The sequence below is a fragment of the Kitasatospora sp. MAP5-34 genome (genome assembly GCF_029894335.1).
Taxonomy (GTDB): Bacteria; Actinomycetota; Actinomycetes; order Streptomycetales; family Streptomycetaceae; genus Kitasatospora.
In genome coordinates this window covers 177,080-196,071 of sequence record NZ_JARXZC010000003.1, presented here as the reverse complement: position 1 = coordinate 196,071, position 18,992 = coordinate 177,080, and the positions used below count along the sequence as shown (strand labels likewise).

General features: G+C 72.5%; 18 protein-coding genes. 10 read left to right on the top strand and 8 right to left on the bottom strand.

All coding sequences use genetic code 11. The annotated features are described in order from the left end of the window. Window positions 1-49 precede the first annotated feature (49 nt). From P3T29_RS04510 to P3T29_RS04490, 5 genes are all read right to left on the bottom strand, one after another. The gene (locus tag P3T29_RS04510; RefSeq protein ID WP_280715087.1) at window positions 50-859 is read right to left on the bottom strand and encodes an ABC transporter permease; all 810 of its coding nucleotides are present in this window, start codon (window positions 857-859) and stop codon (window positions 50-52) included. Between the two features lie 38 nt (window positions 860-897). Next, on the bottom strand, window positions 898-1,707 hold the full coding sequence (modA, locus tag P3T29_RS04505) for a molybdate ABC transporter substrate-binding protein (protein WP_280714941.1): 810 nt from the start codon (window positions 1,705-1,707) through the stop codon (window positions 898-900). 330 nt (window positions 1,708-2,037) lie between these two features. After that, entirely contained in the window at window positions 2,038-2,412 is a 375-nt protein-coding gene (locus P3T29_RS04500) for a hypothetical protein (RefSeq protein ID WP_280714940.1), read from the bottom strand. A 79-nt stretch (window positions 2,413-2,491) separates the two neighbouring features. Beyond that, the gene (locus P3T29_RS04495; protein ID WP_280714939.1) at window positions 2,492-2,926 is read right to left on the bottom strand and encodes a roadblock/LC7 domain-containing protein; all 435 of its coding nucleotides are present in this window, start codon (window positions 2,924-2,926) and stop codon (window positions 2,492-2,494) included. Between the two features lie 163 nt (window positions 2,927-3,089). Beyond that, window positions 3,090-3,473 (bottom strand): hypothetical protein, encoded by a 384-nt coding sequence (locus tag P3T29_RS04490; protein WP_280714938.1) that lies wholly within the window; start codon window positions 3,471-3,473, stop codon window positions 3,090-3,092. Window positions 3,474-3,833: 360 nt separating this feature from the next. On the opposite strand from P3T29_RS04490, the gene P3T29_RS04485 reads away from it, so the two are divergent. The 3 genes from P3T29_RS04485 to P3T29_RS04475 all read left to right on the top strand — a co-directional run bounded on the left by P3T29_RS04485 (window position 3,834) and on the right by P3T29_RS04475 (window position 7,845). Then, on the top strand, window positions 3,834-5,192 hold the full coding sequence (locus tag P3T29_RS04485) for a cytochrome P450 (RefSeq protein ID WP_280714937.1): 1,359 nt from the start codon (window positions 3,834-3,836) through the stop codon (window positions 5,190-5,192). Window positions 5,193-5,473: 281 nt separating this feature from the next. After that, a complete protein-coding gene (locus P3T29_RS04480; RefSeq protein ID WP_280714936.1) occupies window positions 5,474-6,763 on the top strand; it encodes an ABC transporter substrate-binding protein in 1,290 nt (429 codons plus the stop codon). A gap of 80 nt (window positions 6,764-6,843) precedes the next feature. Beyond that, window positions 6,844-7,845, top strand: coding sequence for a hypothetical protein (locus P3T29_RS04475; protein WP_280714935.1), 1,002 nt, complete (start codon window positions 6,844-6,846; stop codon window positions 7,843-7,845). On the opposite strand, the gene P3T29_RS04470 is transcribed toward P3T29_RS04475, so the two are convergent. Further along, window positions 7,842-9,212 (bottom strand): cation:dicarboxylase symporter family transporter, encoded by a 1,371-nt coding sequence (locus P3T29_RS04470; RefSeq protein WP_280714934.1) that lies wholly within the window; start codon window positions 9,210-9,212, stop codon window positions 7,842-7,844. The genes P3T29_RS04475 and P3T29_RS04470 overlap by 4 nt on opposite strands. A gap of 143 nt (window positions 9,213-9,355) precedes the next feature. Between P3T29_RS04470 and P3T29_RS04465 the strand changes: the two genes are divergently transcribed. Both P3T29_RS04465 and P3T29_RS04460 read left to right on the top strand, forming a co-directional pair. Beyond that, window positions 9,356-10,972, top strand: a complete 1,617-nt coding sequence (locus P3T29_RS04465) for a sensor histidine kinase (protein WP_280714933.1) — start codon at window positions 9,356-9,358, stop codon at window positions 10,970-10,972. 41 nt (window positions 10,973-11,013) lie between these two features. Continuing rightward, window positions 11,014-11,745, top strand: a complete 732-nt coding sequence (locus tag P3T29_RS04460) for a response regulator (RefSeq protein WP_280715086.1) — start codon at window positions 11,014-11,016, stop codon at window positions 11,743-11,745. Between the two features lie 56 nt (window positions 11,746-11,801). Here P3T29_RS04460 and P3T29_RS04455 read toward each other — a convergent pair whose 3' ends face one another. After that, window positions 11,802-12,122, bottom strand: a complete 321-nt coding sequence (locus tag P3T29_RS04455; RefSeq protein ID WP_280714932.1) for a helix-turn-helix domain-containing protein — start codon at window positions 12,120-12,122, stop codon at window positions 11,802-11,804. 113 nt (window positions 12,123-12,235) lie between these two features. Here P3T29_RS04455 and P3T29_RS04450 point away from each other — a divergent pair, with 113 nt between their 5' ends. Then, the gene (locus tag P3T29_RS04450; protein ID WP_280714931.1) at window positions 12,236-12,646 is read left to right on the top strand and encodes a tautomerase family protein; all 411 of its coding nucleotides are present in this window, start codon (window positions 12,236-12,238) and stop codon (window positions 12,644-12,646) included. A 45-nt stretch (window positions 12,647-12,691) separates the two neighbouring features. Here the strand turns inward: P3T29_RS04450 and P3T29_RS04445 are convergent, their stop codons facing one another. Further along, window positions 12,692-13,294, bottom strand: coding sequence for a class I SAM-dependent methyltransferase (locus tag P3T29_RS04445; protein WP_280714930.1), 603 nt, complete (start codon window positions 13,292-13,294; stop codon window positions 12,692-12,694). A gap of 148 nt (window positions 13,295-13,442) precedes the next feature. Between P3T29_RS04445 and P3T29_RS04440 the strand changes: the two genes are divergently transcribed. From P3T29_RS04440 to P3T29_RS04425, 4 genes are all read left to right on the top strand, one after another. Continuing rightward, on the top strand, window positions 13,443-14,795 hold the full coding sequence (locus tag P3T29_RS04440) for a diaminobutyrate--2-oxoglutarate transaminase family protein (protein WP_280714929.1): 1,353 nt from the start codon (window positions 13,443-13,445) through the stop codon (window positions 14,793-14,795). Beyond that, the gene (locus P3T29_RS04435) at window positions 14,792-16,300 is read left to right on the top strand and encodes a pyridoxal-dependent decarboxylase (RefSeq protein WP_280714928.1); all 1,509 of its coding nucleotides are present in this window, start codon (window positions 14,792-14,794) and stop codon (window positions 16,298-16,300) included. The genes P3T29_RS04440 and P3T29_RS04435 overlap by 4 nt, the downstream gene beginning before the upstream one ends. Before the next feature lie 636 nt (window positions 16,301-16,936). Then, the gene (locus P3T29_RS04430; protein ID WP_280714927.1) at window positions 16,937-17,677 is read left to right on the top strand and encodes a tRNA-dependent cyclodipeptide synthase; all 741 of its coding nucleotides are present in this window, start codon (window positions 16,937-16,939) and stop codon (window positions 17,675-17,677) included. 63 nt (window positions 17,678-17,740) lie between these two features. Beyond that, window positions 17,741-18,973, top strand: a complete 1,233-nt coding sequence (locus tag P3T29_RS04425; RefSeq protein ID WP_280714926.1) for a cytochrome P450 — start codon at window positions 17,741-17,743, stop codon at window positions 18,971-18,973. Window positions 18,974-18,992 lie beyond the last annotated feature (19 nt).

Here is an 18,992-nt window from a genome sequence, read left to right as displayed (position 1 = left end):
GAGATCTCCCCTGCGGATCTCCTGCCCGGCCCCACCGACTGATGGTGCCTCACGGCGCTGACATCCACCGCTCGCGCAGCCCCGCCAGCACCGCGACGGAGACCGCGAGCAGCACCAGGCTGAGCGCGATCGCCGCCTCCGGATCCGTCTCCATGGCGAGGTAGACCGCGAGCGGCATGGTCTGGGTCTGGCCGGGGAAGTTCCCGGCGAAGGTGATGGTGGCGCCGAACTCACCGAGCGCCCGGGCCCAGGCCAGTACGGCGCCGGCCCCGATGCCGGGGGCGATCAGCGGGAGGGTGACCCGGCGGAAGGCGGTCAGCCGGGACGCGCCCAGGGTGGCGGCGGCCTCCTCGTAGCGGGGGTCGGCGGCGCGCAGCGCGCCCTCGACGCTGATCACCAGGAACGGCATCGCGACGAACGCCTCGGCGATCACCACCCCCGAGGTGTGGAACGGCAGGGTGATGCCGAAGGCGGCGTCGAGCCAGCGCCCGACGATGCCGTTGCGGCCGAGGACCAGCAGCAGCGCCACGCCGCCGACCACCGGCGGCAGTACCAGCGGCAGGGTGACCAGGGCCCGGACGATCCGGCGGCCGGGGAACTCCGTCCGGGCCAGCAGCCAGGCCAGCGGTACCCCGAGCAGCAGCGACAGCCCGGTGGCCGCCGTCGCGCAGACCAGTGAGAGCCGCAGCGCGTCCCACACCTGGGAGCTGGAGAGCTGCTGGGACAGCGTGCTCCACGGCGCCCGGATCAGCAGCCCGGCCAGCGGCAGCACCAGGAAGGTCAGCCCCAGCAGGGCCGGCAGCAGCAGTGCGTAGGGGACGCGCTGCGCGCGCCGCCGGGCCCGACCCCGGAGCCGCAGAGCGGTGGGCGCGGGCCCGGCGGGCGGCTGCGGCTGGGTCACGGTGCCTGGAAGCCCGCTGCGGTGAGCACCTGCCGGCCCTCGGGCGACAGGATGTACGCGGTGAAGGCGGCGGCGCCCGCCGAGTTCGGCGCCTTGGTGAGGGCGGCGATCGGGTAGTCGTTCACGGCCTTGGCGGCCTCGGGGAAGTCCACACCGGAGATCTTCGCAGCATCGGCCTGCACATCGGTCTTGTAGACGAGCGAGGCGTCGACCTCACCGAGTTCGACCTTGGTGAGCGCGCTCTTGACGTCCTGCTCCAGGGTGACGGGGGTGAGCTTGACCCCGGCCGCGTTCAGCGCGGTCACGGCGGCGGCGCCGCACGGGACCTCCTTCGCGCACAGGGCGACCTTGAGACCGGCACCGGCCAGGTCCTTGAGCACGGCGATGTGCTTGGGGTTTCCCTTGGGCACCGCGATCTCGAGGGTGTTGCGGACGAACACCGTGGAGGTGGTCGCGCCCTTGGCGTCCGTGACGGTCTTCATGGTGGCCGGGCTGGCGGCGGCGAAGACGTCGGCGGGGGCGCCGGAGTTGATGCTCTGGGCCAGCGCGGAGCTGCCGCCGAAGTTGAAGGTGACCTTCACGCCCGGGTTGGCGGCCTCGAACTTCTTGCCGAGGGCGGTGAAGGTCCCCTGCAGCGAGGAGGCCGCGAAGACCGTCACGGTGCCGGTGACCTTCGAGGAGGCGGCGGCCGAGACCGAGCTGCCGCTCGCTGCGGGGGTGGAGCTGCTGCTGCAGGCGGCGAGCCCGCCGGCGAGGGCGAGCGCGGCGGCGGCAGCGACGGCGGTGCGGCGTGCGGTGGTGGTCATGAGGTGCTCTCCTCCTGCCGCGCCGGGCTAGGCGCGGGGCTGCGATGCTGAAGTGATCATAGTGCCGCAGATGCGAGCGGAATGTCCGCTGTCGCATTGCACAGGCCATGGTGTCGGCCCCGCACTTCCCGCATGTGCGAACCATTAAACCGGCGCGTAGCCGAATAAACCGGTAGTCAATCGCCCCGGCTGCCGGAGTTGCTCCGGCAGGAACCAGCGGGGGAGAAGTACCTATGTCGACATTGTGGGCCCGCGCCGCCCGGCTCGGGGCTGTGCGGCCCCGGGCCGTGCGGTCGGCGTGCCACCGTGCGGCTGTCGGCCCTGGGGAGGTCAGACCTCCAGGTCGGCTTCGATCCGGGCGAGTTGGTGCCGGGCCATGGCCAGGTTGGCGCGGTTCTTGTCGAGGGCCAGGTACAGGAACAGTCCCTTGCCGCTGCGGCTGGTGAGCGGCCGGATCAGGTGGTACTGGCTGGTCAGCGTGATGAGGATGTCCTCGATGCCGTCCTTGAGGCCGAGCATCTCCATCGTGCGCATCTTCGCGCGCACGACGTCGGTGTTGCCTGCCGCTGCCACACTCAGGTCCAGCCCGCCGGGGCCGTCGACGGTGCCGAGGGCCATGCCGCTGTTGTAGTCCACGAGCGCGGCTCCGAGCGCTCCCTCGATCGTGGTCATCGTCTGTCGGAGCGTGCTGTCCACGTCAGTCATGTCGGTTCCCGGTTCCTTCGAGTCGAGTTGAGTCTTGGTGATGGTGGGTCGGTAGTGCGGTGCGGTCAGGGGGCGGGTGCTACTCCACCTCCTTCGGCCCGAGGGTGCCGTCCAGCAGGGCGCCGATGCGGGTCGCCGAGCGGCGCCCTTCCAGGTTCAGGCGGCCCACGTTGACGGCCGGGTAGGAGAGCACGGTCAGTACGCACACGGTCCCCGCCGCGTATGTCGCCACGTAGCCGTGCTCGCCCCGGACCAGCGACTCCTTGAACTCGCCCTGCCCGGTGGCGTCGGCTAGCCGCTGGGCCACACCGAGCGCCGCCGCCGTCAGCGCGGCGAGGCTGGACGGCTCGGCGTCGTGGGTGTCGTGTGCGATCAGCAGGCCGTCCACGCCGGCCACCAGGCCGCCCGCTAGGTGCGGCACCCGGTGGCGCAGGGCGCGGAGTTCGGCCAGCAGGTCGGCCTCCAGCGAGATGAGCTGCCTCCTTCCGATGCGCTGCTTCAGCGCCCGCCTCATGACCACGAGAGCGGGGCTGCGGGCGGAGAGGGGGTCAAAGTCGGTCCTCCAGTGCGGTGAGGACCCGGGTCAGCGGTGCGACATCCGGGTCGTGGACGGACAGCGGGTGAACCGCCACGGGCCGGCCCGTCGACAGGCTCGCCGGGCGCTCCCACCGTGACGGTCATCCCAGGACCAGCTCCTCGGCGAGCGCCTGGAGCCGGAACCGCGCGGAGGCCAGGTTCCCCTCCGTGCGGTCGAGCCAGAGGTGCAGGAGCAGCCTGCTGTCGAAGACGGTGTCGACGAAGCACAGCAGGTGGTAGCTCCGGTTCGCGGTGACGATCAGGTCCTGCAGTGGTGTCCGGGGGTCGGCCGGGTCGGCGAAGGTGGGGCTCTCGGCGGCGGCGCGGGCCAGGTCGGTCACCTCGGCCGCGGCCGCCTCGTGATCGCCGCTCGGACTGTCGCCGATGTTCCCGAGCGAGAGCCCGCTGCTCCAGTCGATGAGGCTCACGCCGCGAGCTCCGGCGATCGCCATCGCCTCGGACAGGCAGTCATCGATGCCTGGCACACGGGCTCCTTCGGGACGGGAGTCTGGCTACGTCGAGTGGCTTATTCGACACGGAAGGCTACTGGCGCCGGGCGGTGTGATGAAAATGTCGTAGGCATATTCTGCTGCGCCGCGACGGTTTCCGGCCAGACGGGAGGCGCCAAGACTGGCCGGGTGGTGAGCATATGACCTGTCGTCTCGTCAATTCTGGTTGGCTGAACCCCTGTTGGGACGTTGACCGGAATACGTACCGTGCCATTTGCGCCACAGGGGTGGCTCGGTCGTATCCGGACGACCGCCCCCGGTGCGCCCTTATGTACTGATGATCTGTCAGCTACCTTGGCGCTGAAGTAATCCGTTCCCCAGCTCAGGAGGGATGCCATGCCGTCCACCCGGATACCCGGTCCGCCCGGACTGCCACTGATCGGCTCCATGTTCGACCTCACCCGTGACCCCCTGCGGGCCTGTCTGGACGCGCAGCGCGAGTACGGCGACGTAGTGCGGTTCACCGCTGGGCCGCCCGGGCTGCGGGCCGAGTTCTACATGGTGTTCTCCCCGGACGGGGTGCAGCAGGTGCTGGCCGGGCAGGCGGCCAACTTCCGCAAGGAGAACGCGATTTACGAGGAGGTCAGAATCAGCCTCGGCAACGGGCTGCTGACCGCGCAGGACGGCGACTACCAACGCCAACGGCGCCTGATCCAGCCACTGTTCACCCGTAAGCGGGTGGACGGCTACGCCGATGCGATCGGCATCGAGTCCCAGGCGCTGGTGGAGCGTTGGGCGGCGGTGCCGGACGGCGTGGTGGACACGGTCGGCGAGCTGTCGCGGTTCGCGCTGCGTACCGTCGCCCGGATCCTGTTCGGCACCGACGTGGAGGCCGCGATCGAGGTGGTCCGGACCAGCTTCCCGGCGCTGGGGGAGTACATCATGGACCGGGGCTTCGCGCCGGTGCGCATCCCGCGCCAGTGGCCGACTCCCGGCAACCGCAAGGCACTTACGGCGCAGACCGAGCTCTACCGGATCTGTGACGAGATCATCGCCAGGCGGCGCTCGCAGGGGCAGGCCGACGAGGCCGAGGACCTGCTCGGTCTGCTGGCGGCGGCTCGCGGCGAGGGCGGCGAACAACTGGACGCGTCCGAACTCCGGGACCAGGTACTGGTGTTCCTGCTCGCCGGGCACGAGACCACCGCGACCTCGCTCACCTTCGCGCTGCACCTGCTGGCCCTGCACCCCGAGCAGCGCAAGCGCGCCCAGCAGGAGGTGGACGGGGTGCTCGCCGACGGCAGGCGTCCGGTCGCGGCGGACCTGGAGGCGCTGCCGTACCTGACCAGGGTGCTCAAGGAGGCGATGCGGCTCTATCCGGCAGCCGGGCTGGTCGGGCGGCGCGCGGTCGCCGAGTGCGAGATCGACGGTCAGCGCATCCCCGCCGGGGCGGACGTGATCGTCTCGCCGTGGGTCACCCACCGGCACCCGGACCACTGGGAGAACCCGGCCGTCTTCGACCCCGAACGATTCACCCCCGAGCGGGAGGCGGCCCGGCACCGGTACGCCTGGTACCCGTTCGGCGGCGGGCCGCGGGCGTGCATCGGGCAGCACTTCTCGATGCTGGAGTCGGTGCTCACCCTGGCCGCGCTGCTGCGGGCGTTTGACCTGGAGGCGATCGACACCGTGGTACCGGTCGGGCAGACCCTCACCCTGCAGGCCGAGGGGCCGGTCCGGGTCCGGCTGGCGGCCCGTTAGGCCCTGTCTGACAGGGCTCGGGCCCAGGTGGCGGATGGTGCTGTGTCGGTTCGGTGACGAATATCTGACGCAGCGTCATCTTCCCGACCGCCGCTGTTGCCTCCCCGGACGTCTGTACTCCATCCACCGGACCGCCCGCTGTTACCCGGTCGTCCTCCTGCCGTTCGCATTTCGTCTCTCTGGCCTTGCGCTGGGGCGGATTTGCTGGGCGCCGAGCGGGCGCGCGATCACGGCCAGGCTCGGTTCGCGCGTCACCAGGAGTCCAGAGAAGGGCATTCGAGATGACCAGCCGGAGCGTACCGTCCGAAATCCGGAGACCGGGTACGGGGAGCAGGGCGGGCGTCGCGGCTGCGGCCCTGGCGCTGCTTCCCGCTCTGCTGGCCGTCTCCGCCTGCGGAAGTTCGACGGGCCCGGCCGACCAGAGCGCCGCCGCCGGCGACTACGCGGTGATGACCTGGGCCCCCTCCGGCACCGGCAGTGACGACCGGCCCGGGGTGACCGTGCTCGCCGACGCGATCGGCCGCGACACCAACACCAAGGGCGGCATACACGGCGGGAAACTGCGGGTCATCACCTGCAACGAGCACAACACCGCCGACGGCGCGACGGCCTGTGTGCGGCAGGCGGTCGATGCCAGGGTGGTCGCGGTGGTCGGCTCCTACAGCCAGTACGCCGACACCTTCATGCCGCTGCTGGAGGCGGCCGGCATCCCCTACATCGGCGGGTACGGCCTCTCCGGGCCCGAGTTCAGCAGCCCGTTCTCCTACCCGGTCGCGGGCGGCACGCCCGCGCTGATCGCGGGCAGCGGACGCCAGTTGGCGGCTGCGGGCTGTCGCAGCGTGGCCGTGGTCCGCCCCGACAACCCGGCCGGGGACACGCTGACCACCTACCTCGGCGGCGCCCTGCAGCCGGACGGGGTCGCGCTGGTCGACGTCAAGGTGCCGGAGAAGGCGGCCGACTTCGGTGACACCGTCCGCAAGGCGGTCAACGGCGACCAGCGGGGCGGCTGCGTGACCAACGCGCTCGGCCCCGAGCAGACCCTGAAGCTGATCGACGCGTACAAGCAGCTCGACCCCAGGCACACCCTGTTCTCCTCGGTGATCGGCAGCGTCCAGCAGTCCGTGATCGACTCCACCGGCGGCGCCAACGGTCCGCTGAACGGCACCTACGCGACGGGCTGGTACCCGCCGGAGTCGTCCCACGTCTGGGACACGCTGCGCTCCGAGGCGGGCGGCGACACCCGGATCGTCACCTCGGACCTGGCGGTGCAGACCACCTGGGTCGCGTACCAGGTGCTCCTGCAGGCGGCCGACCGGCTCAACTCGGCCGGTACGCCGCTCACCGCCAAGAACCTGCGCGGGCAGCTGGACAGCGGGGACACCCTCGACACCGGCGGGGTCACGCCCGCGCTGAGCTGGGGCCAGACCGACATGCTGCCCAGCGCGGAGTCACCCCGGCTGGTCAACACCTGGGTGACCTTCCAGCAGGTTCAGGACGGCAAGCTGGCCCCGCAGCAGAACGGTTTCGTGGACGTCCGCTGGGTGCTCACGGGTGGCAAGCCGCCGCAGTAGGGCAGCCGCCACGCGCGGGCCGACGCGCGGGACCGACGCCGCACCGGCTGATGGCGCGTCAGGAGTCGTACGCTGAAAATGTGATCACCTACGAGGACCGCAAGCTGCGGACACTGGCCGACCAGGGACGCTGGGTGGAGCTGCTCGGGCTCTACCGGCGGGCCCGGGCCGCCGCTGTCGCCCTGGGGGGCGAGGTGCGGGGCGCGGCCGAGGCGGCGCCGCTCGGCCACCTCATCGCGTACGGCGCGCCGCCCGAGCTGGCGGCCCGGCTCTTCGACCCGGACGGCGGGCCCGGCTCGGCGGCCGGTACGGGCGACCACGACGCCGGGCCGCTCTGGGAGGTGCTGGCGACCCGGCACTCCTGGCGGCGGCTGGCACCCCTGCTCGGCCCGGCGCCCGTCCGGCGGCTGGTCGCGCACACCCGCGCGCTGCTCGGCGAGGACCTGCGGCACGGTGCCGAGCCGGACGAGGAGGCCGTCCCGCTGGCGCTGGAGCCGTGGGAGGTGGCGGGCTGGGACGAGCGCAGCCGGGTCCGCGAGTACCTGCGCACCGGCGGCGCGCGCCGGGCCCTGCTGGCGCTGCCCGCCGGCCGGGAGGGGCTCGGGCCGGTGGAACTGCCCGCGCCCGGGAGGGTGGTCCCGTCGGCCTCGACCGGACCGGGCAGCCAGGTGCCGGGACTGGCGGCGACCCGGCTGCTCGGCGGCTTCTCGGCGTGGGCGGAGGCGGTCTGCGTATGCGGCACCGCGCCCGACGCCGCCGCCCAACTGGCGTCGGGCCGGCAGGTGACGGGCGGCTTCGTCCCGTTCGCCCAGGCGTACCCGGCGCTCGTCCAGGCGGCCTCGGACGGCCCGGCGGCCGGCTCCGCGCAGGGGCGGCTCGCGCTCTGGCGGGTGCTGGTGGCGATGACGGGCGAGTCCCGGGTGGTGGCCCGGGAGATCGAGGGGTTGATCTCCCGGGTGCGCTGCTTCACCTGGTGCGATCCGGCCGACGAGCTGCGCTATCTGCACCTCGCGGTCGAGGACCCGGCGTCCGGCCTGGCCTGGGGACTCAGCGGGGGTACCTACGAACCTGCGTACGACTAGGACTTCAGAGAGTCGGCCAGCCCGGGGGCCTCGGGCTGGGCGGGCAGCCCGGCCGTCGTCCCCGGCTCCGCCAGTGAGGTCTCGTCGAACGGGGCCTGGCCGGAAAGGACTTGGTGCAGTCGCTGGTGGTCCAGCTCGCTCGTCCAGTGGCCGATCAGGACGGTGGCCACCGCGTTGCCCGCGAAGTTGGTCAGCGCGCGGGCCTCCGACATGAAACGGTCGATGCCGACGATCAGGCCGACCCCGTCGACCAGTTCGGGCCGGTGCGACTGCAGGCCGCCGGCCAGGGTGGCCAGGCCCGCCCCGGTGACTCCGGCGGCGCCCTTGCTGGCGATCACCATGAAGACCAGCAGGGAGAGTTGCTGGCCGAGCGACATCGGTCGGTCCATCGCCTGTGAGATGAAGATCGAGGACATCGTCAGGTAGATGGCCGTGCCGTCGAGGTTGAAGCTGTAGCCGGTCGGGACGGTGATGCCGACCACCGGGCGGCTCACGCCCAGGTGCTCCATCTTGGCGATCAGGCGCGGCAGCGCGCTCTCCGAGGACGAGGTGGAGAGGATCAGCAGGAACTCCCGCCCGAGGTAGCGCAGCAGCGCGAACACGTTCACCCCGGCCACCAGGCGCAGCAGCGTCCCGAGCACCACCACGACGAACAGGGCACAGGTCAGGTAGAAGCCGAGCATGATGACGGCGAGGCTCTTCAACGCGGCCGTCCCGGTCGCTCCGACCACCGCCGCCATCGCGCCGAAGGCGCCGATCGGCGCCACCCACATGATCATCGACATGATCCGGAAGACCAGCCGCTGCAGGTGCTCGACACCGCGCAGGACCGGCGCGCCGACCGGGCCCATCGCCTGCAGCGCGAAGCCGGTGAGCAGCGCGACCAGCAGGGTCTGCAGCACCTTGCCGTCGGTGAGCGACGAGAACATGGTGGTGGGGATGGTGCCGAGCAGGAAGTCCGCCGTGCCCTGCGAGCCACCGGCCACCTGGGCGTGGCCGGTCCTGGCGAGCGCCTGGGTGAGGTGCAGGCCGGAGCCCGGCTCGATCAGGTTGCCGACCGCCAGGCCGAGGCCGAGCGCGACGGTGGACATCAGCAGGAAGTAGCCGAGCGCCAGCCCGCCGACCCGGCCGACCTTGGCGGCCTTGCTGACGGACCCGATCCCGAGCACGATGGTGCAGAAGATCACCGGGCTGATCATCATCTTGATGAGGTTGACGAAGCCCGTCCCGACCGGCTTCAACTCCACCGCGAAGCCCGGCGCGGCCAGGCCGACCACGATCCCGGCGACGACCGCCGCGAGCACGGCGAGGTAGAGGTGGCACGTGCGGTCCGGTCTCTTCCGGTCGGCTCCTGCGGTCGTCGTCATGCTGCGGCTCCTTCGGCTCCTGGCGGCCCCGGGGGGAGGGCCGATCCGACTATGGGCCGCAGCGTGACCGCCGTCACGTTTGCGTTCATAGAGTTCACGCGGCAGGCTCCGACGCCCGCCGATGGCAAGGCACACTGTCTGGCATGACCGCCCGCCCCCACCTCCCGCCGCGCCGCCGCCTGCACAGCCTCGCGGGCCGGCTGTTCGCGGTGCAGGTCGTGATCGTGGCGGCCGTGGTCGCCGGCGGCGCCGTGCTCGCGTACCTGTTCGCCGCCGACCGGGCCCAGGACGCCGCCGTCCGGCAGGTCACCGCCACCGCCCGGGCCGTCGCCGACTCGCCGACCGTCCGGGACGCCGCCGCCGGGCCCGATCCGTCGGCGGTGCTCGAGCCGTACGCGGAGCAGGTGCGCCAGGACACCCGGGTGGACTTCGTCACGGTGATGGACACCCACGGGGTGCGGTGGACGCACCCCGACCCGGCGCAGATCGGCAGACCGTTCCTCGGGCACATCGACCGGGCGCTCGCCGGGGAGACCTTCTCGGAGACGTACGCCGGTACCCTCGGCCCGTCCGTCCGGGTGGTCACGCCCGTGCTCGACGGGCAGCGGCACGTGGTCGCGCTGGTCAGTGCGGGGATCAAGGTGGAGTCGATCAGCGCCGGGCTGCGGCTCCGGCTGCTCGAACTGGTCGGCGTCGCGCTCGCCGCGCTGGCACTGGGCGGGCTCGGCAGCTACCTGGTGGGCGCCCGGCTGCGGCGGCACACCCACGGCATGGGCGCGGCCGAGCTGAGTCACCTGTACGACTACCACCAGGCGACTCTGCACTCGGTGCGCGAGGGGCTGGTGCTGCTCGACCAGCTGCAGCGGGTGGTGCTCTGCAACGATGCGGCCCGCGAACTGCTCGGACTGACCGGCGAGTTGGACGGACTCCCGATAGCCGGGCTGGGCCTGCCCGAGGCGCTCGTACGGGCGCTCGAGAGCCCGTCGCCGGTGCGCGACGAGGTCCATCTCACCGCCGAGCGGGTGGTGGTGCTCAACACCTCGGCTGTCGGCGCGGGCCTCGGTACCGTGGTGACCCTTCGGGATCACACCGAACTCCAGTCGCTGACCGGCGAGTTGGACTCCGTACGCGGCTTCGCCGACGCGCTCGGCGCGCAGGCGCACGAGGCCGCGAACCGGCTGCACGCGGTGGTCTCGCTGATCGAACTCGGCCGCCACCACGAGGCGGTGGAGTTCGCCACCGCCGAACTCGCCCTCGCCCAGCAGCTCACCGACCGGGTGGTGGCGGCCGTCAGCGAGCCGGTGCTCGCCGCCCTGCTGCTCGGCAAGGCCGCCCAGGCGGCGGAGCGCGGCGTCGACCTCACCCTGACCGAGGACAGCCGGATCGACGACGGCGTCCTGCCACCCGGACTCACCCCGCGCGACCTGGTCACCGTGCTCGGCAACCTGGTCGACAACGCGGTGGACGCCGCCATCGAGGGCGCCGCCGCCCGGCCAGGACCGCCCGAAGTGACCGTCACCGCCCGGGTGGACGGCGGCGAACTGCTGCTGCGGGTCGCCGACACCGGCCCCGGCATCGACCCGCAGGCCGTGACCGAGGTCTTCACCCGGGGGTGGACCACCAAGAGCAGCGGCCGTGGTCTCGGCCTCGCGCTCGTCGCCCAGACCGCCCGCCGCAACGGTGGGACCGTCGAGGTCGGCCGCGAGCGCGGCGCGGTGCTGACCGTACGGCTGCCGCTGCGACAGGAGGCCGTCCGGTGATCGAGGTTCCCGTGGTCGAGGTTCCGGCGACAGACGTTCCGGTGATCGAGGTGCTGGTGGTCGAGGACGACCCGGTGGCGGCGGCCGCCCACGCCCTGTACGTCGAGCGCACCCCGGGCTTCCGGGTGGCCGGCACGGCGCACAGTTGCGCCGACGCGCTGCGCCTGCTGGAGTGCGCCCGAGCGGCCGGCCGGCCGGTCGACCTCACCCTGCTGGACCTCTACCTCCCCGACGGCCACGGTCTGCAGCTCTGCCGCACGCTGCGCGCGGCCGGCCACGGCACCGACATCATCGCCGTCACCTCGGCCCGCGACCTGGCAATGGTCCGGCAGGCGGTCTCGGCGGGCGTGGTCCAGTACCTGCTGAAGCCCTTCAGCAGTGCCTCCCTGCGGGACCGCCTCGAACGCTACGCCCGCTACCGCGACAGCCTCGCCCGCTCCGGCGAGGCCACCGGTCAGGACGAGGTGGACCAGGCGTTCGCCGTCCTGCGCACCCCCGACCGCACCGCCCTCCCGAAGGGCCTCAGCGCGGCCACCCTGGAGACGGTCGCCACCGTCCTGCGGGGCGCCGCCGAGGGCCTCTCCTCCGCTGCCGCCGGCACCGCCGCCGGGGTCTCCCGGATCACCGCCCGCCGCTATCTGGAACACCTGGTCGACACCGGCCTCGCCGTCCGTGAACCCCAGTACGGCCAGGTCGGCCGCCCGGAGCTGTGCTACCGCTGGCGATCGTCAGGCAGTCGCCAGCCCCGACGCCTTGACGCGCGCGCGCCTTGACGCTCGCACGCGAACCTGCGCGGGACCGGACTGGTCCGTTGCGGGCTCGGTCAGGATCAGCCCGGCTCGGCCAGGACCAGAGCGAGGAGACCGGGGAACCGCCGGTCGAATTCGGGGCGGCGGAGCCGGTTGAGCCGACGTGCTCCCTCGTCGCGTTGCTCGACGAGGCCGGCCGCACGCAGCACGGCGAAGTGGTGACTGCGCGTCGCCTTGGTTACCGGAAGGTCGAACGTGCCGCAGGCGCGGGTCCAGTCGGGGGTGCCGGCCAACTCCCTGAGGATGGCGCGTCGCACCGGATCGCCGACCGCGTCGAGCGCGTCCTGGAGCGACACCTCGGTCGGATGGGCGTGGGTGAGGCTGCGGGTGCGGGCGGACATGGATCGATCCTCTGCAGGGTGTTCGATGATCGTCATACACTGATATGGTCGATGTTCATCGAACAATGTAGCTGTGCCTTCGTAGCTGGGCCTTCCGGAAAGCGAGCGTTCTCTTGCCTCTGGTCCGCATCGACCTGTCTGCCACCCGGCCGCCCGCTCTCCGACGGGCCATCGCCGACGGCGTGCATCAGGCCCTCGTCGACGCCGTCGGCATCCCGGCCGGTGACCGCTTCCAGATCGTCAACCCGCACGATCCGGACGAGCTGATCTTCGACCCCGACTACCTCGACGTGGCCCGCCGGGACGTCGTCTGCATCCAGATCACCCTGGTGGCGGGTCGGCCGCGGGAGCTCAAACTCGACCTGTACCGGCAGATCGCCGCCAACCTGACCGACGTCGGCGTGCGGCCCGAGGACGTGTTCGTCACGCTCGTCGAGAACGCCCTCGACAACTGGTCGGTGGGCAACGGCAGGGCACAACTGGTCGACCTGGGTGCCGTGGCGGGAGCGCCCGTCGAGCCGTGATTCGTCACACCACGCCTGTTGCCACCAGGGGACCAGGGGTGGTAACTATTCCGCTACCCGCACCGCCACCGCCAGGAAGCGCTCGGCCGTGTCCTCGTAGCTCGTGAGCCGCCAGCCCATGGCGGTCAGCAGGGGGCGGAGGTTGGGTTCGGCGCGGAGGTCGTCCGGGGTGAGGTCGCGGCCGTGGCGGGCGGCGAGGGTGGATCGGCCGATGGGGTGGAAGAGGGCGAGCAGGCCGCCGGGGCGGGTGGCGCGGGCGAGTTCGCGGAGGTTGGCGGGCGGGGTGGGGAGGTGGGAGATCAGGCCGGCGCCGAAGACCGCGTCCAGTACGGAGTCGCGCAGCGGGAGGTGGCCGACGTCGGCGGTGACCAGGTGGGCGTCGGTGCGGTGGGCGGTGGCCTGCCGGATCATCTCGGGGGTCAGGTCCAGCCCGAGTACCGTCCCGTCCGGCCCGACGGCCGCCCGGAGGTAGGGCAGCGCCCGTCCCGTTCCGCAGCCCGCGTCCAGTACGAACTGTCCGGCGCCCAGGACGAGTTCGGTGATGGCGGCGGCGTAACGCGGGCCGTCGTCCGGGTACTTGGTGTCCCAGCCGGCCGCCCGGGCGGCGAAGAACTCCCGGGTGCGGGCGAGTTCGCTCTCGTACGTCATCTGCCGCAGCGTACGTGACCTCAGGCCCGGTCGGGTCGTTGGGTGGGGTGGCGGGGTGTCACCCGGTCGAGTGGACTTGGGGGTGGCGGGCGGTCAGGGCGACTTCGGTGAGTAAAGTAAGGCTAACCTAACAAAAAGGGAGCCCGCCTTGTCTCTCACCGTTGACACCGCCGCCGCCCCTGCAGCCGGTGAGGCGATCCTGCGTCGCCAGCGCACCCGCGAGTCGGCCGCCCGGACCTACGCGCGGTCCTTCCCGATCGTGCCGGTGCGCGCCAACGGGATGACCGTGGAGGGGGCCGACGGCCGCCGCTACCTCGACTGCCTCGCCGGCGCGGGCACCCTGGCGCTGGGCCACAACCACCCCGTGGTGCTGGAGGCGATCCGCCGCACGCTGGACAGCGGCGCGCCGCTGCACCTGCTCGACCTCGCCACGGCCGAGAAGGACGACTTCACCACCACCCTGCTCGCCAGCCTCCCGGCCGCCGTCGCCGACCGCTCCCGGGTGCACTTCTGCGGCCCGGCCGGGACGGACGCCGTCGAGGCCGCGCTCAAGCTGATGCAGACCGCCACCGGACGGCGCGGCGCGCTCGCCTTCACCGGCGCGTACCACGGCATGACGGCGGGCGCGCTGGCCGTTACCGGCAACGTGGGCGTCAAGGCCCCGCTGCCCAGCGGCGGAGAGGTCACCCGGCTGCCGTACCCGCACGCCTACCGCTGCCCGTTCGGGGTGGGCGCGAAGGGGGCCGAGCTGTCCGCGACCTACGTCGAGCGGCTGCTTGACGATCCGTCAGGTGGCGTGGTGCCGCCCGCCGCGATGATCCTCGAGGTGGTCCAGGGTGAGGGTGGGGTGGTCCCCGCGCCGGACGGCTGGCTGCGCGAGATGCGCCGGATCACCGCCGAGCGCGGCATCCCGCTGATCGTGGACGAGGTGCAGAGCGGCGTCGGCCGTACCGGCGCGATGTGGGCGGTCGAGCACAGCGGCATCGTCCCGGACGCCATGGTGCTGTCCAAGGCGATCGGTGGCAGCCTGCCGCTCGCGGTCGTCGTCTACCGCGAGGAGTACGACGGCTGGCGGCCCGGTGCCCACGCCGGCACCTTCCGGGGCAACACCCTCGCCATGGCGGCCGGCGCCGCGACCCTGCGGTACGTCGCCGCGAACGGTCTGGCCGAGCGGGCCGCCCTGCTGGGCACCCGGATCATCGATCGGCTCAACGGCCTGAAGGAGCGGCTGCCGGTGATCGGCGACGTCCGGGGACGCGGTCTGATGCTCGGCGTCGAGCTGGTCGACCCGTCGGGCGAGCCCGACAGCTGCGGCGCCCACCCGGCCGATCCGCAGCTCGCCGTCCGGGTCCGGGCGGCCTGCCTGCAGCGCGGCCTGATCGTCGAACTCGGCGGTCGGCACGACGCGGTGCTCCGGCTGCTGCCGCCGCTCACCATCACCGACGAGCAGGTCGAGGCGGTGCTGGACCGGCTCGCCGACGCGATCGAGGCCTCCGCGTGAGCCTCCCGCCGAGCGCTCCGCTGTCCGGCGGCACGGGCGGCCCCGACGCGCTGCGCCCGCTGCTGGAGCAGGTGCTGACCGGCCTGCGGGCGGGCGCCGAGGGCCGGGCCGGGCCGATCCCGGCCGGCCGGCCCGAGCAGCTCGCCGACCAGGCCCGTGCCGCGTTCGGCCTCGGGCTCGGGCCGGACGACGATGCGCTGCCGCGCCTGACCGAGTTCCTCGCGTACGGCAGCGCCGACCCCGCCGACCCGGCCTGCGCCGCCCACCTGCACTGCCCGCCGCTGGCCGTGGCCGCCGCCGCCGACCTCGCGGTGAGCGCGCTCAACCCGTCCCTGGACTCCTGGGACCAGGCGCCCGTCGCGACCGCCCTGGAGACCGCGCTGCTGGCCGAACTCGCGGGGCTGGTCGGTTACCACCCCGGCGCGGCGGCCGGTGTGCTGACCTCGGGCGGGACGGAGTCCAACCTGATGGGGCTGATGCTGGCCCGCGATCAGATCCTGGCCGCCGACGTCGAACTGGACGGCCTGCCCGCCGGGGTCCGTCCGACGATCGTCGCCTCCCGGGCCGCCCACTTCTCGGTCCAGCGCGCCGCCGCCCTGCTCGGACTCGGCGAGCGCGCGGTGCGGGTCGTCCCGGTCGACCGCGAGCTGCGGATGGACCCGGCCGGGCTCGCCGAGGTGCTGGCCGACACCGTCCGGGCGGGTGCCACGCCGATCGCGGTGGTCGCCACGGCCGGGAACACCGACACCGGCGCGGTCGACCCGCTGCACCGGGCGGCCGACCTCGCCGCCGAGTACGGCGCCTGGCTGCACGTGGACGCCGCGTACGGCGGCGGCGCCCTGCTCTCCGACCGGCTGGCGCCGCTGCTGGACGGCCTCGCCCGCGCCGACTCGGTCTCGCTCGACTGGCACAAGCTCGGCTGGCAGCCCACCGCCGCCGGGGTCTTCCTGGTCCGCCGAGCCCAGACGTACGCCTCACTCGCCCGCCGCGCCGTCTACCTCAACCCCGACGACGACGAACGCGCGGGCTATCCGAGCCTGCTCGGGCTGTCGCTGCGCACCACCCGCCGGGCCGACGCCTTCAAGATCGCGGTCACCCTGCGGACCCTGGGACGGGCCGGCCTGGGCCGACTTGTCGACACCTGCCACGACCTCGCGCTCGTCGCGGCCGAGACCGTACGGGCCGAACCCGTGCTGGAACTGCACTGCGAGCCGATCCTCACCACCGTGGTCTTTCGCTACCTGCCGGACTCCCGCGATCCGGCGGAGGTGGACCGGTGCAATGCCGAGCTGCGCCGCGCCCTGCTGCGCGCGGGCCGGGCGGTGGTGGGCCGGACGGAGCTGCCCGGCGAGGGGCCGGGCCGGGTCCGGCTCAAACTGACGCTGCTGAACCCGCACACCTCCGGGGCGCAGGTGGCCGCGCTGCTGGCCGAAGTCGTCCGGGCCGGCCGGTCCGTGGAGCGGGGAGCGGCGAGCGGCGGGTCGGAGAGCGGCGGGTCGGTCTAAAGCCAGCGGCCTTTCAGCTCCTCGGATTTGGAGGAAGGCACACTGGCGTTCGCCGCCATCGGGCCAGGTCAGCGCCGGTGGGCCGCTGTTCGGTCGGCGCAAGAGAGAGTCTGTGTACGTACCGTCCCCCGGTCTGTCCAGCCGATTTCAGCCGTACTGCCGATCGAATCTCGCCAACCACATGATCGGGCTTGCGTACTGACCGAACAACGGCGGTAACTTCTAGTAGCCGCCGCCACACCAGGAGCACACGGCCCCATGGGACTCGCGGCGCAAGGGGGATCCGCCATGCGCGACCGCGATCTCGCGGTTACTGCGGCATGTCGTTTCGAGACGCCCGCGTCGGCCGCAGCTGCGCTGCCGGCCCGGCCGCAACCAGCCTGGTAGTACCCCCGGCCATCTCCTGAAGCCCGTCCGGCGCGGCACCCTGCCCCGGCGCGGCTCGTACCCCCGCCTGTGTGGAACCGCCTCGACCCGGTGGTCCGCCATGCGCGGCGGCGCCCCCGCGCCGCAGCCGCACCCTTCAGCCCAGCCCAGCCCAGCCCAACCAGCCCAGCCCAGCCCAGCTCACTTCACCTCACCCTTGCGCCACACCACTTCAGTGCATTCAGTCCTGCGACGCGGAGGCCGCGCGGTATGAGCGACATGCTCCTGAGCACCACAGCCACCACCCCCCTCGACGCACGTCCCCGGTTCGAGGCGCTGCCCTACTCCGACCGCTGCCGCCAGGTCTGGCGGCGCGGCGACCACCTGCTGATCGGCGTCAGCCCTGGCAACAGCTACTTCAGCCATCAGCGGATCGCTCAACTCCTGCTCTGGGGTGCCGAGTTCTTCCGATCCATCGACATCGTCTACGCCGATCTGCACGTCGACACCCAGTTCGCGGCCTTCGGCTACTCGCCGGACCGCGCGCTGCGGCGCGCCACCAAGGAGATCAAGACCACCCACCGGCGCATTCAGCGCGGGGTGGAGGAGGCCGGCACGGCCGGGGTCCGGGTCCGCGCGCTCTCCGAGTTCCAACCGGATCCGGTGTACCAGGGCCTGCACCGCAGCGTGTTGGAGGCGCTGGGCACCGACCGGATCTTCCGCGACGCCACCGAGGGGATGGCCCGCGCCTTCCTGGGGGCCAGGCTGACCGAGGGCGGCGACGTCTCACCCGCCCAACTCGCGGCCGGGGTCGCGTACATAGCCGCCGAGCTGCCGTTCTTCCTGGACACCCCGCGCCTGCTCGGCGTGCCCACCTCCGTCTCCTGCTACCACGTCCAACTCCCGCTCACCCCGGTCCTGTTCGGCCGGAACGAGGGGCTCAGGGCGGTGCCGGAGCAGGGCTACGCCGTGATCCGCCCGCTGCCCGAGCAGCACACCGCCGCAGCCTGACCCCGGGCGCCGACCGAAGTACCGAACCGTCAACTGCAGTCAGTACCAAGAGGAGCAGCCTCGATGACCACGAGCGCACAGTGCGACTTCACCTTCCCGCTCTCCCGGCGCGGCGACGTCCTGCCGGAGGAGGCCGACCTGCTGCGGGACAAGCACCCGGTGGCCAAGGTCCGTACCCTGACCGGCGACGAAGCCTGGCTGGTCAGCAGCTACGCGCTGGCCAAGCAGGTACTGGAGGACGAACGCTTCAGCCTCAAGGACACCGCCAACCCGGGCGTGCCGCGCCAGTACGCGCTGACCATCCCGCCGGAGGTGGTCAACAACATGGGCAACATCAACAGCGCCGGGCTGCGCAACGCCGTCATGAAGACCCTCTCGCCGCGCGCGGACAAGGAGTTGGGCGGCTGGCTGGAGGCCGAAGCACACCGCTTGATCGACCGGCTGGTCGACCAGGGACCGCCGGCCGACCTGCGGGACGGCTTCACCGAGCCCTACTCCGCCGCACTGCACTGCAGGCTGCTCGGGATACCCACCGACGACTGGCGCCGGCTGATGTCCGGGATCGACCTGGCCTTCGTCACCAGCCCGGCGGTCTTCGAGGGCTCCACGCCGAACTGGTACAAGGATCTCGGCTACATGCTGGACCGGCTGCGCGCCGACCCGGCGCCCACCGAGGGGCTGCTCGGCCGCTTCGCCGAGCTCCGCCGCTCCCCGGACGTCTTGGAGCAGGATGGCCTGGATCAGGTCGGCTCGGGGCAGGTCAGCGACGACCTGCTGGCCACCGTCGCGCTCTCGCTGTTCGGCGCGGGCGCGGTCTCCACCTCCGCCTTCCTACTGCACGCGATCATCGCGCTGGTCCAGCAGCCCGAGCTGGCCGAACGGCTCCGCCGGGAGCCCGCCGTGATCGGCCGGGCGGTGGACGAGCTGCTCCGCTACAACCTGTCGATCGGCGACGCGCTGCCCCGGTTGGCGCTGGCCGATGTCCAGGTCGGCGAGGTGCTGGTCAGGCAGGGCGAACTGGTACTGGTACTGATCGAGGGCGCCAACTACGACCCGGAGGTCTTCCCGCACCCCGAGAAGATCGACTTCGACCGCGAGACCAACCCGCACCTCGCCTTCGGCGCCGGGCAGCACTTCTGCCCGGCCTCCGCCCTCGGCCGCACCCACGCCGAGATCGCCCTCCAGGCCCTGGTCGAGCGGCTGCCGGCCCTGCGGCTCGCACTGCCGGTGGAGCAGCTGGCCTGGCGCCCCGGCTTCATCAAGCGGCTCCCGGAGCGGTTGCCACTGCTCTGGTGAGCTGGTTACCAGGCGCGGC

Bases quoted from the DNA above. Each gene is read 5' to 3' on its own strand.
- modA (WP_280714941.1), bottom strand. From the start codon at position 1,707: ATGACCACCACCGCACGCCGCACCGCCGTCGCTGCCGCCGCCGCGCTC.
- P3T29_RS04500 (WP_280714940.1), bottom strand. From the start codon at position 2,412: ATGACTGACGTGGACAGCACGCTCCGACAGACGATGACCACGATCGAG.
- P3T29_RS04495 (WP_280714939.1), bottom strand. From the start codon at position 2,926: ATGAGGCGGGCGCTGAAGCAGCGCATCGGAAGGAGGCAGCTCATCTCG.
- P3T29_RS04485 (WP_280714937.1), top strand. From the start codon at position 3,834: ATGCCGTCCACCCGGATACCCGGTCCGCCCGGACTGCCACTGATCGGC.
- P3T29_RS04480 (WP_280714936.1), top strand. From the start codon at position 5,474: ATGACCAGCCGGAGCGTACCGTCCGAAATCCGGAGACCGGGTACGGGG.
- P3T29_RS04470 (WP_280714934.1), bottom strand. From the start codon at position 9,212: ATGACGACGACCGCAGGAGCCGACCGGAAGAGACCGGACCGCACGTGC.
- P3T29_RS04465 (WP_280714933.1), top strand. From the start codon at position 9,356: ATGACCGCCCGCCCCCACCTCCCGCCGCGCCGCCGCCTGCACAGCCTC.
- P3T29_RS04455 (WP_280714932.1), bottom strand. From the start codon at position 12,122: ATGTCCGCCCGCACCCGCAGCCTCACCCACGCCCATCCGACCGAGGTG.
- P3T29_RS04445 (WP_280714930.1), bottom strand. From the start codon at position 13,294: ATGACGTACGAGAGCGAACTCGCCCGCACCCGGGAGTTCTTCGCCGCC.
- P3T29_RS04430 (WP_280714927.1), top strand. From the start codon at position 16,937: ATGAGCGACATGCTCCTGAGCACCACAGCCACCACCCCCCTCGACGCA.
- P3T29_RS04425 (WP_280714926.1), top strand. From the start codon at position 17,741: ATGACCACGAGCGCACAGTGCGACTTCACCTTCCCGCTCTCCCGGCGC.